At 55.6% G+C, this 17034-nt stretch carries 7 protein-coding genes and 5 pseudogenes; 7 read left to right on the top strand and 5 right to left on the bottom strand.

Translation table 11 applies throughout. The features are described from left to right. The first annotated feature begins 98 nt into the window (after positions 1-98). Together K3724_RS12015 and K3724_RS12010 are read left to right on the top strand one after the other, a co-directional pair. A complete protein-coding gene (locus K3724_RS12015) occupies positions 99-857 on the top strand; it encodes a transposase (RefSeq protein WP_259985077.1) in 759 nt (252 codons plus the stop codon). Continuing rightward, positions 802-1664, top strand: a protein-coding gene (locus K3724_RS12010) for an IS5 family transposase (protein ID WP_259985075.1) whose coding sequence is annotated in 2 segments (ribosomal slippage) — positions 802-1225 and positions 1225-1664 — 864 coding nt in all. Because the reading frame shifts where the segments join, the coding sequence is not laid out codon by codon here. Before K3724_RS12015 ends, K3724_RS12010 begins: the two co-directional genes overlap by 56 nt. Positions 1665-1717: 53 nt before the next feature. On the opposite strand, the pseudogene K3724_RS24005 reads toward K3724_RS12010, so the two are convergent. Continuing rightward, positions 1718-2183, bottom strand: a pseudogene (locus K3724_RS24005) (integrase core domain-containing protein); the annotation flags it as partial. Positions 2184-2946: 763 nt separating this feature from the next. On the opposite strand from K3724_RS24005, the gene K3724_RS12000 reads away from it, so the two are divergent. The 3 genes and pseudogenes from K3724_RS12000 to K3724_RS11990 all read left to right on the top strand — a co-directional run bounded on the left by K3724_RS12000 (position 2947) and on the right by K3724_RS11990 (position 6238). After that, positions 2947-3918: a 3-hydroxyacyl-CoA dehydrogenase family protein gene (locus K3724_RS12000; protein WP_409201380.1), complete on the top strand. Its 972-nt coding sequence runs from the start codon at positions 2947-2949 to the stop codon at positions 3916-3918. 312 nt (positions 3919-4230) lie between these two features. Next, positions 4231-4356 (top strand): annotated as a pseudogene (locus K3724_RS11995) (integrase); the annotation flags it as partial. A gap of 366 nt (positions 4357-4722) precedes the next feature. Next, positions 4723-6238: pseudogene (locus K3724_RS11990) on the top strand (DDE-type integrase/transposase/recombinase). A gap of 215 nt (positions 6239-6453) precedes the next feature. Here the strand turns inward: K3724_RS11990 and K3724_RS11985 are convergent. Further along, positions 6454-10386, bottom strand: a complete 3933-nt coding sequence (locus tag K3724_RS11985; RefSeq protein WP_259985071.1) for an Ig-like domain-containing protein — start codon at positions 10384-10386, stop codon at positions 6454-6456. Positions 10387-10905: 519 nt separating this feature from the next. Between K3724_RS11985 and K3724_RS11980 the strand changes: the two are divergent. Next, positions 10906-11536 (top strand): annotated as a pseudogene (locus tag K3724_RS11980) (tyrosine-type recombinase/integrase). A 296-nt stretch (positions 11537-11832) separates the two neighbouring features. Next, positions 11833-12994 (top strand): annotated as a pseudogene (locus tag K3724_RS11975) (IS3 family transposase). Positions 12995-13177: 183 nt separating this feature from the next. Here the strand turns inward: K3724_RS11975 and K3724_RS11970 are convergent. The 3 genes from K3724_RS11970 to K3724_RS11960 form a co-directional block, all read right to left on the bottom strand. Beyond that, positions 13178-14725 (bottom strand): polyamine aminopropyltransferase, encoded by a 1548-nt coding sequence (locus tag K3724_RS11970; protein ID WP_259985069.1) that lies wholly within the window; start codon positions 14723-14725, stop codon positions 13178-13180. Positions 14726-14805: 80 nt separating this feature from the next. Next, the gene (locus tag K3724_RS11965; protein WP_259985067.1) at positions 14806-15393 is read right to left on the bottom strand and encodes a hypothetical protein; all 588 of its coding nucleotides are present in this window, start codon (positions 15391-15393) and stop codon (positions 14806-14808) included. A 2-nt stretch (positions 15394-15395) separates the two neighbouring features. Then, positions 15396-16604 carry a rhomboid family intramembrane serine protease gene (locus K3724_RS11960; RefSeq protein ID WP_259985064.1) on the bottom strand — a complete coding sequence of 403 codons (1209 nt, stop codon included), beginning with the start codon at positions 16602-16604 and terminating at the stop codon, positions 15396-15398. Between the last annotated feature and the right edge of the window lie 430 nt (positions 16605-17034).

Genomic DNA, 17034 nt, shown 5'->3' with positions numbered 1-17034 from the left:
TTTGAGACAGAGTGTCATTGCCCTTGATGCGCTACCGCGTGTCTGCGGGGTCTTGCATTTACGCGCGCCCCAATTCCGGAGAATAGAAGGGCAATAACATGAATGTATTTATCGGATTGGATGTCTCACTGGCGAATACCGCAATTTGCGTCGTCACCGAACATGGGAAGATTGTAGTTGAAGCAACAGAAGCCAGCGAGCCGGAGGCTCTTGTGCGTTTTGTCCAAAATTTGCAGTACGGCATATCAAGAATTGGCCTCGAAGCCGGGCCGTTGTCCCAGTGGCTGCATATAGGTTTAGCCGATGCTGGTATCGCGGCTGTCCTGATGGAAACCCGTCAGGTCAAAGGCGCATTGAAGGCGATGCCGATCAAGACCGGCCGGAGGGATGCGGAAGGGATTGCACGGTTGTTGCAAATGGGCTGGTTTCGAGCTGTTCATTGCAAGTCGGTTTCTTCCCAGGAAATGCGGGCTTTGCTGAGTTCGCGCAAGGAACTCAAACACGGGATTATTAATCTTGAACTGTCCGTTCGTGGGTTGCTTCGCAACTTTGGCCTCAAGATCGGCACTGTCAGCAAGGGTAATTACGAAGCCCGTGTACGCGAGCTTGCCGAAGGCAATGTCATGCTGGAAACAGCGGTAGAGCCAATCCTGTCGGCCAGAGTTGTTTTGCGCGAGCAACTGGCGCGGCAGGAGAAGCGCATTCGTGATCTGGCCAAGGATGACAATGTTTGCAGACTAGGGCGTGTTGACAAAATGGATTCACACTGGCGCTCTGCCGTGATTCAAGCTGGTATCTGCTATGGAGATCCGCTTGCCCCGAGACCTGATGAGCGACGAGGAATGGTCGCTGTTTGAACACTTCATTCTTGCTGCCCGCGCTCCAAATGGGCGCAAACCGACCAATCATCGCCTTGTTTTAGATGGGATATTCTGGATCGCACGCATCGGATCGCCCTGGCGGGACTTGCCCGAAGAGTCCGGCAAATGGTCCAGCGTTTACCGGCAATTCCGGCGTTGGACACTGGCGGGTCTTTGGGAGGATATTCTTGAGGCATTGAACCAAAGCGGAGCTGTCCCAGACGCACTGCAAATGCTCCCTCTCGGCGGCACAGCCGCCTGCCGGGCAGTGGACAGCACTGTTATTCGGGCCCACCATCCACTGCCCGGCAGGGCATTACGCCGGCAATGTCCCGAGAGGGAGGCGGCGGGCGCAAAAGGGGGACTCCGAGACAAGGTTTTGGCCGTTCAAGAGGCGGGTTCACGACCAAGATCCACCTCCGCGTCAACGCCCATGGGCTACCAATGAGAACAGGCATCACACCGGGGCAAACATCGGACTATCCGGGTTTTGATCTTGTGATAGCGGACAACCTCCCCGAACCTCGGGGGCTGCTCGCTGACCGGGGCTATGACGCTGATCGCATTCGCAAAGCCATGAGCCAGCGCGGTATTCTCACCCAAATCCCAATGCGCAAGACACGGAAGATGCGGGTCGGCGTGGATCGTGGGCTAAATAGGCTGAGAAACATGGTTGAACGGTGCTTCAACAAACTCAAAAATGCCCGCCGCGTCGCCACGCGATACGACAAAACCGCTGAAAGCTACCTCGGCTTCGTTGATATCACATCTATCCGCATTTGGTTCCGCCATTTGTCAACATGACCTAATGATGACCATGAACCGCACCGGGTTTGCCGGAGACTGATTTCAGTTAGTTACGCGGCAATGTCCTCAGTTTCCAGAGCGGCGTAGAAATGGGCCTCTGCTTCTGCCGGCGGGATGTTCCCAATGGGTTCAAGCAGGCGGCGGTTGTTGAACCAATCCACCCATTCGAGCGTTGCGTATTCCACGTCTTCGAAGTTGCGCCAAGGGCCGCGGCGGTGACTGAGCTCGGCTTTGAACAAACCGTTGATCGTCTCGGCCAGGGCGTTCTGCGCCTTCAAATGATCCCCCGGATCATTTGATCCGCTGCGCGGATCTGCTTGAACTCATGGCTGTCTCCGACGCTGCCCGCAGAGGGTTCGATACCAGCTTCTCCCAACCGCTCTGTGTATTTGATCGAAAGGTATTGGCTGACCCACTGCGTGACAGGCGATGCCAGCATCGCTGAGAACGGCGGCCGGAGTAATGAACAAGCCCCATCGCCTTTGTCGGCCGCCGCTCGTGAACAGCCTGCTCCAGAGCATCCATTGCCCGGCATGCGCATGCGAAGCATGCTGCCGAGAGGGGAGAACGAACCCGGCATGCGCCGAGGTGCTGACACGACCCATTGACCGGCAGGCGATTTGGCAAAGCCAAATCTGCCGAGAGCGGGCCAACGATCTTGCGGGCATAGGCATCGATAAGCGAGCCATTGAAGGCGCCATTGGTTCGAGCCCAATGGCGAGCGGCGACATAGGCGAACCCTTTCCAGGTGGCAACATAGGTGAAATCGCTGACCCAGAGCATGTTGGGCGCGGGGACACGGAATTGCCGGTTTACCTTGTCCATCCACTGCCCGGCAGCACATGCGCAGCATGTGCGAGAGCGGGCACGGGGCCTTTTTGCCGGGCACCGTGGTTTTGTGCGGCTTGCCCCGGAGCGAGCTTTTGTCCGCCATTGGTCCGAGGACAATGGCGAATGCAGATCGGCTCGACCCCATGCTCACCGCGATGCATGTCCCCTCTCGCGCATGCTGGCATGCGCTGCCGGGCAGCGGATGAATGACACCATCCCTTCAACCGGCGGCCGAGCTCCGCCATCGCAAAGCTGACCGTAGGAACGCCACTGGTCCGGGTGACAAGGTCAACGCCGATGCCTTGCGGAGAATCTCGTTCACCTGGCGCAGCTCGCGGTTCTCCCGCTCAAGCGCCTTCGTTTGGGCGGTCAAATGATCCCCCGGATCATTTGACCGCTGCGCGAACGACCCGCACTGCCGGCGACATCAGTTGGAACACCCGCCCGCTTGCCTCTGTCGATTTCCGCCTTCTTCACCCACTCATTCAGCCTGTGCGCCGAACAGCCGATCTTCGCAGAGACCGGCATGATTGCCTGCCAGCGGGAACTGTGCTGGCCGTTTGCCATTGGGCACGGACCAATGGCGCCTTCAATGGCTCACTTGTCCAGCACCAGGCGCACCGCACGCTCGCGGACCTCAGGAGAATACTTGTTGGTTGTCTTGCTCATTGTGGCTTCATCCTACTCAGGAGTTGAAGCCTCCGGCAAACCCGGTGCGGTTCAGAGTGCATCTGAAACCCTCGTAGCTCTTGGTTGGGTGGATGCAGGTGACGATTCGAGACTCAGTTTCACGGATGATCCCGCTGATGCCGTATCAGGTGCCGATATTATCCAGGAAAGTGTGCCGGAGCGGTTGGAGATCAAACACGATCTCTACAGATGGATCGAACCCTGCCTGAAGGATAGCGCAATTATCGGCAGTTCGACCTCTGGCTTGAAGCTATCGGAAATGCAGGCGGGGTTTGCAGATCCGGGCCGGTTCATTCTGGCGCATCCATTTAATCCTCCTCACTTGATCCCTCTGGTCGAGCTGATGGACAACGACAAAACGGATCCAGGCGTGCTTCAGGCCGCCATCTGGCGAGAGACCATTCATCTTGCTATGGAAGGCGTTGCCAGCGTTGAGGATATCGACAAGGCTGTCGCTTATGGCCCCGGTTTGCGGTGGGCGGCTATGGGGCCGAATGCTATGCTGCATCTGGGCGGCGGTGAAGGAGGCATTCGGGCTTTCTGCAAGCACCTTGGCGGCCCGTTCCAAAGCTGGTGGGATGATCTTGGCACACCGCGTATAACGCCGGATGCCGTGGATACTCTTGAAACGGGGGTAAACGCCGCGCTCGAAAACACGTCCCTGGCGAAACTCGCTCAAAAGCGTGATGCCTTGGTGCTGAAGTACCTTCTGACTGCAAGGAAAACTTAGGTTCATTCGGTAACGGGGACGTCCCAGTCAAGCGATCTATGCAGGCAAATTGATCCACCAAAGCAGTCTCACTGGCCTATTGTAGCCCGTCTTGATTTCTGCCGCGACTTTCGGTTGAGGTCTTTCGGGTACATGCTTCGGTCCGTGGTCAGCGCGCTGGCTGCCAGCATGATGCTGGTTCGATGTCATTCCGATGTGCCCATCTCATTGGTGCGCTTGACGTAACCGTCCGGTCTGCCCGCACTGACGACCGTCGTTAGTGATGGATAATGTCCATTAGCGAACAAATGGACATTACTGGGGTCAGGACCACGCAAAACCGGAAATCTCAGAGCGGTTCAACTTCTGCTCGGACATACCAAGGTTGACAGCACAGTCAGATATCTTGGCGTCGAACTTGAAGATGCGCTGAGCATCGCCGAGCAAATCGACATTTGAACCATGTTGGAGGGCGGCACGTGCCGTTCGCCAATCCTGACCGGACCTACGTTCGCGCCGCAGCGGTGGTTTGAATCGAGCCCTTACCGGAACTCTCGATTTTACGCTGCGTGCGCATACTGTACCGAATTTTCTGCGCAGGCGAAAAAATCCGCGCCGCCACGCGGAGTGAAAACCAGTCATTCAGGCTGAGCGCGGCGAGATTTATTTCCCAAATTCACAGGTCGCGGGACAGAGCCGTCATTCGCTGCAGGTGCGAAAACAACCTCCCGAACTCTTGATGTCTGCCGTCAGCACCTTTGGGACAGATTTGAGGATTTGAACACCAGAGTGGTTCTGGTTCATCGTAGCTTTCAAGGAGCGCAGATGAATAAGAAGCCCGGAACATCGAAGGACAGCGCTGACAAGCTTGTCAAAAACATCCGCCGCAAAACCCGCCAGACCTATTCTGCGGAAGAGAAGATCCGCATTGTTTTGTCAGGTCTGCGTGGCGAGGAAAGCATTTCGGCGCTGAGCCGCCGCGAGGGCATCTCTGAAAGCCTGTATTACAGTTGGTCGAAAGAATTCCTGGAAGCCGGGAAACGGCGGCTTTCTGGCGATACGGCGCGTCAGGCGACATCATCTGAAGTGAAGGAGTTGCGCTCCGAGGCGTTGGCTTTGAAGGACTGCGTGGCTGACCTCACCCTGGAAAACCGTTTGCTGAAAGAAAGCATGACCGGGGCTGGGGAGTTCGAGAAATGAGATACCCGGCGTCCGAGAAACTGGAGATCATCCGCACGGTTGAGGGATCACATCTGCCGACCAGAATGACCCTCGGCATGCTGGGCATTCCGCGCACGACTTTCTACCGCCCCCTCTTGGCAGATTTGCGTTGCAAATCGCCTGCCGGGCAATGGGATATGACCGCTACGTTGAAGGCGGGTTCGATGCCCTTGCAGATCACTCGCCCCGCCCAAAGCCGGTCTGGAACCGTATTCCACAGGCCAGGCGGGATGACCTGATCGAGTTTGCGTTGGAGCATGAAGCGCTGACGACACGCGAGCTGGCGGTCAAATACACCGATGAGAAGCGGTATCCTCGCCCATTGTCTCGCGGACCAATGGCGTTCCAATGGCTCGATCTCTGAATCATCCGCTTATCGCATTCTGAAGGCCGCTGATCTGATCACCGCGCCCGAGTATGTGGTGATCAAGGCTGCCGGCGAGTTCAAAGACAAGACGACGGCCATCAACCAGATGTGGCAGACGGACTTCACCTACTTCAAAATCATCGGTTGGGGCTGGTAGTATCTGAGCACGATCCTGGACGACTACAGCCGCTACATCATCGTCCCGCTGCCCGGCAGTCGTTTGCAAAGCAAACGATGAGAGGGGGAAACTTTGCACAAACATGCGGGCCGAGGATGTGACAGACACGATTGAACTGGCTTTGACAGCATCGGGCTGCGACCAGGCGGCCGTACGCCACAAGCCGCGCCTGCTCAGCGAGCTGCCCATTGAAAGCGCCATTGGTTCGAGCCCAATGGGCGGCGGCTCGTGCTACATCTCTGGCGATTTGGCTGAATGGTTGGGAAAACAAAAGATGACCCATGTGCGCGGAGCACCATTCCACCCGCAAAAGGGAGGGCAAGATTGAACGCTGGCATCAGACCTTGAAAAACCGGGTCCTGCTGGAAAACTACTATCTCCCCGGTGCTCTCGAACGCCAAATCGGGACCTTTGTCGACTACTGCAACAACCAGCGCTACCACGAGAGCCTGAGCAACGTCACACCCGCCGGCGTCTACTTCGGAAGGGACAAAGCCATTCTGAGAGAAAGGGAGAAGATCAAGAAGTTGACGATCCGACAGCGCCGCTTGCAACACCAGAAACAGGCAGCATAATCAATCACGCAACCGAACCAGAGCCTCCAATGCTCAAGCCGCTCTGAAGTCCCATTTTTTATGACGACGGACACTCTTGAAATTTCTGGCCTTTGGGGTCGAGGATCGTTCCCCAAAGGTCGGAAATAGATCAATCAGAAATACAGGCCTTTCGGCAGCGATTCCGGCAAACTGCCCGGTTTCGACCGGTTCCAGTTTGGTCGATGGTTAATGCGTTAACCGAAAACTTCGTCCAGCCCGCCGACAACCACCGTGACAGTGGCCTGATCAAAACCTCCCGATCCGTCAGAGATTGTGTAGGTGAAAGTGTCCTCGAGAATATCCCCCTGTTTCAATGCCTGGATATCAGCAGCAGCAGTCGGGTCATAGGTGATCAGGCCCGTGTCTGAATCATAGGACAGGCTGGCACCGCTTTCGCTGACAGCACTGTCCAGGGTAAAGAGAAACTCATCTCCCTCTGGATCTTCATCGTTCCACAGTAAATCGGACGTTTCGATGACCGCAGCACTGTCTTCGCTGGTAAAGGGGAGTTCCACTTCTTCACCGGTGCCTTCAAAAATCCGGGCCTGAATCTTAAAGCCGCTGCTCGCGTTGCTGAACCAGCTGACGATAAACCTGCCGTCGCTGAGCAGGGTAACCTGGCTCCCGTGCTGGCCGAAGTGCTCTTGCTGGTTGACCAGAAAGCGGTCTGTCGCTTCGGTCCCGTCGGCATTGAAAATCTGGGCATAGATGCCGACCCTGGAGCTATCCACGTTCGACCAGGTCGCTACGAACTGATCGCCTTCCAGCCAGGTTACATCGCCACTGGCAATCCGGTGCGGACTTACGGTGATGACTTGCCCGTCGATTTTGATTTCATCAGACAATTCCCGGCCGTCAGCGCTGAAAACCTGCGCATGGACGCTGGCCTCCGTTCCTAACCCTTCGCTTCCCTTATACCAAGTCACGACAAAGGATCCGTCATCATTCACTGCTACGGACGGCGTGTTCATGGTGACATTGCCATTGGGTTTTGTCGTATGAGACCCCACCACCATTTCAGATACTGCCGCCTCTCCGTTTTCATCAAAAACGCTGGCATAGAGTGTGGTCTTGGAATGAGATGACGTGTTTTCTCTTACGTTCCAGGTGACGACAAAACCGCCATTGTCATCAGCAGCGACATCGTGCTTACCTAGGGTGTCGTACCAGACGATGTCTTCAACCAAAAGAGTGGGCCCTTTGACCAGTTGGCCTTGAGGCGAGTAGATCACCCCGCTTAGATCATAGCCGCCACTATCATTGGTCTTTCCCGCCAGGGTCACAAGGATATTGCCGTTGCTCAGCCCGACGGAATGCTGGAGTGACTTGTCCAAAAAGGCATCCGCTTCAAGCAGTTCGATTTCACCTGTGCGGGCTGAGCCATCTTCGTTGAAGATGCGCATGCGGTTTTGCACCTCAAGGCCATCCGGACCGTCGACAGCGGTCCTCCAAGTCACCGCGAACCCTCCGCCTTTCAATTCAACCAGGCTAATCAGGCCTTGGTAGTGTTCGGTCACGACATGGGCAAGAAACTGGGATCTTACTTCGTTGCCGTTTTCATCAAAGACCCGGACAGAAACCCCAAAGCCGTCACCATCATCTTGGGTACTCCAAGCGGCAGCATACCCTCCGCCTTTGAGAGCAACGGTCTTACCGCCCATGGCCATGTAATTGTGGCCATTTCCCAGCAGCGAAATCTCGTCCCCGCCCTCATAGGCATCATGCCCGGTCGGGCCGCCATCCAGACGGTCATCTTCCGCCTCTGGCCCATCGTTTTCGCCCGTCACCGTGACCGTAACGGTTGCGGTGTCATGATTGCCTTCTTCATCCACCACTTCATAGGTGAATTTATCAGTGAAGACCTCCCCTTCGGCCAGATGCTGCAAGGCGTCTGCATCGTTGTATGTGATCGTGGATCCGTCAAACTGTATTGAAAGCCCTTCTGCGCTGGTGCCCGCAATGTAGAAATCCGCGTCACCTGTGCCGAGAGACGCATCATTCTCCAGCAGATCCGCCAGGGAAATTTCCAGTGGCCCCTCGATGTCGGCACTGACAGAGTCGTCCTGAAGGTCCACCGAGTAAAGCGTATCCAGGACGCTCAGGTCGCTGAGATCCAAGGTGAAGCCGTCCCCTTCGAAATACAGGTATTCAAAGTTGCGAAGCTGGTCGGTGCCAATGTCAGCCACTTCACCTGATGCGGATGTCACCTGGATCGTGGACCGGCTGAGCGCTTCGATGCGGTAATCGCGGACCGAGCCGCGGAAGGCAGCCCAATCGGTGCCCGCGCCGCCGTCCAGCCGGTCATCGCCTGCGCCGCCAATCACCCAGTCTTCGCCAGCACCGGTTCGCACTGTATCGTTGCCGGCGCCAGCCAGCACCTGGGCATTGCCGTCCCCGGTACGGATGCTGTCGTTGCCGCCGCCGCTATCGATCCAGTTATCTCCATCCCCAACTGATATTTTGTCGGCGCCGGAACCGGTTGTGATGCGGCTATCGGCGCCTACACCTTCGTTCAGGCGAACGTTGTTGTTTCCATTGCCGGTCTGGATCAAGTACTCGCCATCTCTTGCCGAGATAATGTTGTTGCCATTGCCCACTTGGACATAGCCGACACCTTCGTCCAAGGAAATTTTGTTGTTGCCATCCCCGGCGGTGATCCTGGTTTCCCCTTCCCCCAATTTGATCTGGTTGTTGCCATCTCCCACTGTGACGGACATATACCCGTCACCGGAGCCGATGCGGTTGTTACCGTCGCCCGCCGTGACCTGATGCTGCCCATCACCAACTGTCACCCGGTTGTTGCCATCTCCGGCAGAGATCTCGCTGCGCCCGTCGCCCATGCGAATATAATCGTCCCCGCCCAGGGCAGTCAGGGTCAAATCCCCGTCTCCGGCAGTAATGCGGTTCTTGCCAGCGCCGGCAGCAATGATGCTGGAGCCATCGCCTACAGAGATTGCATCGTTGCCATCCCCTGCTGTGATATCTGCAAACCCGCCTTGGACAGAAATCTTGTTGTTCCCGTCTCCGGCATTGATGACCGCGTCACCTTCTCCAAGCCGTATGTCGTCTGCGCCGCCGCCTGTGGTAATCGTGTTATACCCATAGCCGCCTTTGATCCGGTTGTTTCCGCCGGACGACGTAACGTGGTAATCCCCATCTCCCAAGGTAATCTGGTCTCTGCCGCTGCCGGTTAGAACCACATAGCTGCCATCTCCGGCCGACACCCTGTTGTCACCGTCACCTGCGTGAATCTGCCCTTCACCTTGACCGATTTGAACCTTGTCGGAACCGCTACCTAACGTAATGTTAAATTGGCCGTCCCCGGTCTGGACCTGGTTGCGTCCCGCTTCAGCAGTAATGGTGAAACTGCCATCGCCCGTATAGATTCTGTCGTCGCCATCCCCCGCGGAAATCGTAGCGTCGCCATCGCCGGCCCTTATCTGATCACTGCCCGTACCGGTTGAAATTCGAAAAGAACCTTCCCCGGTCGAAATTTTGTTTTTGCCGTTCCCGGCTGAGATCGTACCGGTTCCGTCACCGACTGAAATTTTGTCGTCGCCATCCCCGGTTTTGATATCCACCGTGGCGTCGCCGGTTTGGATTGTGTTTTTCCCGCCACCGGCTGAGACTAAGTGGTGACCCTCGCCCAATTTAATCTTGTCGTCTTGATCGCCTGTATGAATGTCAGTGTCGCCAGTGGCCGTAATGTTGTTTCGGCCGCCGCCTGCGCGGATCACATTGAAGCCCTCTCCGACCTGAATCTTGTCGTTGCCTTCTCCTGCTTCAACAAAATTGTCGCCGCTCCCGAGGGCTATTCGGTTGTTGCCAGCGCCGACTCTGATGAAATTCTCGCCATCGCCGAGCACAATCGTGTCATGGCCTTCGCCTGTGGAAACCGAATTCGCGCCGTCGCCTGCTGTAACCCGGTTCTTGCCGCCCCCTAGCTCAACGTCGTTATCGCCGTCGCCGATCGCGACTTGGTTGTTGCCGTCACCAGCTGCGATCCGGTTATCCCCGTCGCCAACCAGAATGGAATTATTGCCGTTGAGCGCAGAAATATCATAGTTCTCCTCCCCAAGCAGCAAACGATCGTTGTTGTTTGTTCCGACGACTATTTTGCGACTCATGAAATCTAAACCTCAAATTTTCCACCTGATCGCGAGTAACATTTGGCCAGATCAACGCAAAATCCAAAGTCCTGAAAGATTTCAACAACCTGAAACAACGTCAGCGCATGTCCGCGTCTTCAGCGGAATACACTGCCAATTCCACCCGGGTGGTAGGACACGGAGCTTGTGCAGGTTTTTCCTGAAAGTTGTGGCGATGCCTGTAGAGGCAGCCTGTGCGTGCTCCGGGTCAGAACCGAAGGTTCCAGCTGTATTGTCGCAAATACCACTACAGCGGTCAGCAAGCAGATTGGCGGAACTGGTGGAATGGATCTCGGGAGGGGCGTCTTGCATGTATGCTGCTTCTGCGAAAATCCTAAGCATGGCGAATGACTGCTAAGGGCTCAGACCGGCCCAATGCTTCCGCGGCTTTTCCCAAAGAACACCCAATCGGACAACGGCCATTCAATCCGCCATTAAGATTCAGGTGTCAGCGCATTGCCGATGACTGGGCTTGGCGGAAGGATTGGAGGGCAAACTATGCCAAGAGTCCAACTTCCCGCTGTCACCCCGAAACGAAGAGCCTGGAATAAGGGCCGAATCATCGGCCAGAAACGACCACTGTTGCCGAAACGGGTCTGGGCGATCCGCGCGGCTCGAACTGGCGGGCAACCTGCGCGATCTTGCCCTGTTCAAAGTGGCAATTGATAGCAAGCTTCGCGGGTGCGATCTGGTGAAACTGGCTATCACCGACTTGGTGAGGGATGATCGCGTTCGCGAACGCGTCTCTGTGATCCAGAGCAAGACCAAGCGGCCCGTTCAGTTTGAACTCTCTGAAAACACGCGGGATACTATTGCCGCATGGATCAAGTCACCGGAGATGCTCGGCCGCCGTTTCATGTTTCCCAGCAGGTTTCATGACCGCCCGCATATCTCAACGCGCCAATATGGCCGGCTTGTGAGGGGGGCGGGTGCCGCGATTGGGCTGGAACCCAGCGGGTACGGCACCCATTCGCTGCGCCGGACCAAAGCAGCGGAGATTTACCGCAAAACCGGAAATCTAAGAACGGTTCAACTTCTGCTCGGACACACCAAGGTAGACAGCACAGTAGGGTACCTTGGCGTCGAACTCGAAGATGCGCTGAGCATTGCCGAGAAAATCGACATTTGAACCACCTTGGCGGGCGGCTCTTGCCGTTCGCCAATCCTGAGCGGACCTGCGTTCGCGGCGCAGCGGTGGGTCGGATCGAGCCCGTACTGTGAATTTGATTAATACGCTGCGCGCGCGCAGCGCGAAAAATGCCGCATCCGCGCTGTTCTTTTTATCGCATTGCAGCGGGAGAACCCGGACCTTCGTGCATGCCGCAGCAAGGAGCAAAACGGGAATTCACTGGTCGCGGGATCTTGCAGGTGAGTCTCCCCCAAAGAAGTGGTCCGCCCCTATGATTAGGAAACGGAGGACCATAGATGGCGACCAAGAGGCCCAAGCCTGAAGAGATTGTCGTGAAGTTACGGCAGGTTGAAGTCTTGATGGGGCAAGGCATGCCCCGCATAGACGCGATCCGTCAGATCGGCGTTACGGAACAGACCTACTATCGCTGGAAGAAGAATTACGGCGGAATGGGCACGGAACAGCTTAAAGAACTAAAGCGGCTGCAGAAGGAAAACGAGCGGCTTCGCCGGGCGGTTTCGGACCTGACACTGGACAAATTGATCCTGTCCGAGGCCGCAAAGGGAAACTTCTGAGCCCCTCCCGCCGCCGGTCCTGCATTGATCATGTGCGCAGCCAAATGAAGGTTTCCGAGCGTCGCGTTTGCCGCGTTCTGGGCCAGCACCGGTCCACACAGCGGCAATTGCCTCAAGGGCGTGCTGATGAGGAACGCCTGGTCGCCGATATGATCGAGCTGACACGTCAATACGGCCGATACGGCTACCGCCGGGTTGCGGCCCTGCTGCGGGACGCTGGCTGGCCCCTCTCGGCGGTGTAAACACCGCCTGCCGGCAGCGGGTGAATGATAAACGTGTCGAACGTTTATGGCGGCGGGAGGGGCTGAAGGTTCCAATGAAGCAGCCCAGGAGGGGACGGCTCTGGCTCAACGACGGATCATGTGTCCGGCTGCGGCCGGAGTATCGCAATCACGTTTGGTCCTACGGCTTCGTGCATCACCGGACAGATGATGGCAGGGCGTTCAGGACATTGAACATCCTGGACGAACACAGCCGGGAATGCCTTGCGATCCGGGTGAAGCGAAAGCTGAATGCAAACGAGGTCATCGATGCACTGACGGACCTGTTTATCCTACGTGGCGTACCAGCATACATTCGGTCGGACAATGGCCCTGAGTTCATTGCTGAGGCCGTCAGAGGCTGGATCAAAGCTGTCGGGGCCAAAACCGCATACATCGACCCTGGATCGTCCTGGGAGAACGGATACTGCGAGAGCTTCAATGGGCGGATGCGAGATGAATTGCTGAATGGTGAAATCTTCTATTCGCTACGCGAGGCCCAGATCATTATCGAAAGCTGGAGAAAACACTACAACACCAAAAGGCCCCACAGTGCTCTGGGCTACCGCCCGCCTGCGCCAGAGGCCATCGTCCTGATAGACCAAAGGCCAACCATGCACTAACTTTCAATTTGGACCACTCAAGTGGGGCTAGGTCACGTCCACTCTGCGCAGAAAGCGGATTTAACAAAGTTAGACAGATGCACAAAATGACACTTGCAAAAGCAAGGTGAAAATACATTTGCCACGAGCTGTTGTCTGAAGCGCCTAAATGGGATCCGTGTTCAAAACTCAACAGTTGGAACATTATTGCGCCAAGTCGAGCGCGTATTCCTGATAGATAACTGGACTAAAAATTGAATTCACTTGAACGGGGCGCTGGGGCAGTAAATCCTTCGCGAAGACCTTGGCTGCCTCGAAGTCCTTGGTTTTCAAAGACCTTAGATCCTCAGGGAAGGGGGTTTTCGGTTGATTTTCAGTGCGGCTGGCCAAATTGAAACCCCAGATGCCAAACGATGGAATCGGGATTTGGTAATTCGCAACTTCGGGAAAAATCTCTTTGAGGGTCTCGGAAACAGTCCAATAGGTGTGCGGCGAAAAGAACGGAGAGCTGCTTTGAGTCACAAGTGTACCATCTTCGGTCAGGATCGCAGCGACCATAGCGTAGAATTCCACAGAATAGAGCTTGGACAGAGCTTCGTTGTGGGGGTCTGGGAAGTCGATAATGATCCGGTCGTACCGCTGGTCCGTTTCTTTCACAAAAAGAAAGGCATCCTGATTGTACACGTGCAGCTGCGAGGCCTGCATGCTGCCATTGTTCAAGCGGACCACCGGTGCAAAGTCTCTCCCCAAGTCCGTCATTGCAGGGTCGAGATCCACCAGGTCAATGCGCTCAACACTTGGGTGCTTTAGAACTTCCCGAATCGCCAGCCCATCTCCCCCCCCCAGGACCAGAACGTTTTTTGCCGGTTTGCCCCAGGACATCACCGGATGCACCAAGGCCTCGTGATAGCGGTATTCATCGGCCTCTGAAAATTGCAAATGCCCATCAATATAGAGGCGCACATCGTTTGTCTTCCAGGTGTTTGTCACAACCAGCGTCTGATACTGTGATTGTTTGCGCCAGACGATGCGGTCGAAATAGAGATGGTCCTGGGCAAAAGCTGTGATCCAGCCTGCAGACAGAGTCAGACCGAACAGCAAGGCCACTGTGGCCAGCACATAGCCCATCATACGCCGGGGAGCATCCAAATGGTCGCGCAACCACAATACGTTCAGAAGGGCAACTGCTGCATTGGTCAGACCGATTGCAAAAGATGACGAAATCAGTCCCAAGGAGGGCAGCAGCAGCAGTGGAAACATCACTGACCCGAACAGCGCGCCAAGATAGTCTAGTGACAGTACGCCTGAAATCGACTCCCGGACTGTGGAGCCTTCCGACAGAACCCGGGTCAGCAAAGGAATTTCAAGCCCGACCAGAAACCCGATAGCCGAGATGAAGGTGAACATTCCCACTGTATAAAACCAGGGTGCCATCGGAAAGAGCATGAAAAGGGAGATGCTGCACAGCCCGCCAACCAGAGCCAGAATAATCTCTACCTGGACAAAGGCCTGGATCAGGTTCCCATTGATGAAACGTGAAGCATAAGACCCAACCCCCATGGCGAACATGAAGAACCCTATTGTCAGCGAAAACTGATAAACTGAGTTGCCAAGCAGATAGCTGGAAACGGTTCCAATAATCAGCTCATAGACGATCCCGCACAATGCTACCACAAGGATCGAACCCAGAAGAATTGCGCCCTGTTTCCGGGGTAAATCCTGATAGCGGTTCAGGCTGGAAGCCTCCGTCATAGCGACCTCTTTTGGTAGAATGAAGAATGGCCCGAACGCCGAAACGCATCCAGGCCTGCCGTTCGCGTTCGCGATCCGGATTACTTACCGGCACGCAGGCCGCCCGAGCGGGCGCTTGAAGGTGCCTTGTAGCTGGACCGCGGGGTGATTGTGCGATTGTTGAAGCTTGATTTTGTCACCCCGGCGGACCGCTGGCGGCTGATCAGCGAGCCGATCAGCGCACCGGCCAGGAATCCGGTCCCGGAGAACCGCAGGCCGGTCGAGTTTCCGCTCACATCCGAGGCGATCAGGCGCTTGTTTTCCTCGTCGATTTCAACGGTGAAAACGTCACCCTCTTCACTGTCCTGAACGCCATTTTCGTTTGCATCGGCAAAGCCCAGGAATTTGGCATCCTGCTGGGTTTCAAGACCAAGGGTTTGATCAAAGAACCGAGGTTCGGAGTTCATGACGTTTGTCAGATACTCAGTAAATTCCTTGATCTGCGAATCGCCTGCCGTGGTAACATTGTTTTCACCTAAGAAGGCTTCGTAGTTCATCAGCGCATACTCGGTGCGATCCAAGACCTGGCCCAGGTCCGCTGTCTGCTCTCTTTGGGGGGCAAGGAACATGGAGTAGGCAACAAAACCGGCAATGCCAATAAATGCGATAGTTTTAACTTTTCCAAGCATATTCAATTCTCTGTATGAAATTCGGGGCAGTCTTTATCATTCGGGTGCAATGAGCATACCCACCAATCCTGCTGCAACCCCAAACTGTAAAAATCTTTCAGACTGCCGCAAAGTTTGAACCCTTGTGATCGAAGAGCTGCACTATTTGCCGTTGAAAGATCTGACGGCAGCACCAGCACAGCCATGCGTGCGCCATTGACGGCAGCATCTGCCAGAACGGCTTCTGCCCCCTCTAGGCCTTTACCCGTTTCCTGCCAGTTTAGACCAGCTACCTTGTCTCCTTCCGGAGCTTTTTCGGCCCCGGTGAACTGGATCCCATTGGAAACCTTCAGCTCTGGTGCGGGTGGGGCGGCCTGATCATGGTTGACCAGCGCATAGATCATCTTGGCTTCTCCCGGTTCATGGTAATCCGGCACCGTTACTTCCAGGTCCGCACCAAACTCCTCATACATACGGTGCGCGGCTGCATAGATCTGTTCACCGTCTTCCGCGTAGTCACTGGTTTCAATGAAGAGCTTTCGCATCTGTCTGTCTGTAAGTTTCTGAAATAGGTCTGACATCATCTGCCGCCCCAGCCCCTGGCCGGCGCAGTCCTGGTCCAGATAAGTCCAGGATAACCATGCAACGCCATCGGCTTCGGTATCCGGAGTATATCCAGTCACACCAAGAATGCTGCTGCCCTGTTTAAGAATGAACATATTGCTGACACCTTGGCTGAGCATTGCGGCCTCGGCTTCTGCCGCGTCGTCTTCATCCGTTTGTGCAATGATTTCAACCACGCGGGAAAGATGGTTGAGTACCATAGGTTTCAGCGCGGGTGCTTTGGTGCCAAAGAGATTTTCGAACATATAGAATACCCCTCCCAGGGCGGCAGAAACAGCGTGGGAATAAATTGCGAGGCTTTCATCGGCGAAATGCAACTCGGCTGCAAGCAGTGCCGCGCCCCAAAGCAGAAACCAAGGGCGCTGTTTCTTGGACGCCACTGAAAGCGCAGCGCAGCTGCCAAGCCCATAGGCCACACCAGAGGCTCCCGCATAGCCGGGTCCTACAATGACGAGTTCCGCCCCTGTCCCCAACACAGCGCATGCTAGCATTAATAAAACAGTGCCCATATGGCCGAGGCGAGGCTCTACATGCCATCCCGCCAAGGCGATGATCAAAGCGTTGACAGCCAAATGGAGCACCGATCCGTGACGCAATACGCCTGTCAAAAGCTCAGCAAAGCTCCGCAACCCTACCGTGCCTGAGACTGGCCCAAGGTGGAGATACGCCCAAAGTATCAATAGATTGAATCCAAGGGATGCCGGTGAAACCAGAAGAAAGGAACCAACTCTTTGTATCATGATGAAAGACTATCCGACATTAACTCAGCCCAGTGCTGCCGCCTGCATTGCCCAATGCCATTTGTCGGCACTTCATGGCAGTCCTTAACCCTAAAACAGGCATAGAAGTATGCACCCCTTTAGCGGTGCTACCAAGCTGCAGACAGGGAATGTGCCGACGTCGGAAACAAATTTCCCCAACCTGCTTTCGCAGTATTCTGAAGGTTCTTTACTACTCTTGCATGCGAATTGCGATGTCGGCTTTGGGCTGAGGCTGTGTGAAAACTCGCCTTTATCAGCTGTCCCGACCTTGTTCCCG

Origin of the sequence: Leisingera sp. M658, from assembly GCF_025144145.1 — a bacterium.
In the GTDB taxonomy this organism is placed as follows: domain Bacteria; phylum Pseudomonadota; class Alphaproteobacteria; order Rhodobacterales; family Rhodobacteraceae; genus Leisingera.
The sequence above is the reverse complement of the archived record's forward strand: the minus strand, read 5'-3'. Positions and strand labels throughout refer to the sequence as shown.

Bases quoted from the DNA above. Each gene is read 5' to 3' on its own strand.
- K3724_RS12015 (WP_259985077.1), top strand. From the start codon at position 99: ATGAATGTATTTATCGGATTGGATGTCTCACTGGCGAATACCGCAATT.
- K3724_RS11985 (WP_259985071.1), bottom strand. From the start codon at position 10,386: ATGAGTCGCAAAATAGTCGTCGGAACAAACAACAACGATCGTTTGCTG.
- K3724_RS11970 (WP_259985069.1), bottom strand. From the start codon at position 14,725: ATGACGGAGGCTTCCAGCCTGAACCGCTATCAGGATTTACCCCGGAAA.
- K3724_RS11965 (WP_259985067.1), bottom strand. From the start codon at position 15,393: ATGCTTGGAAAAGTTAAAACTATCGCATTTATTGGCATTGCCGGTTTT.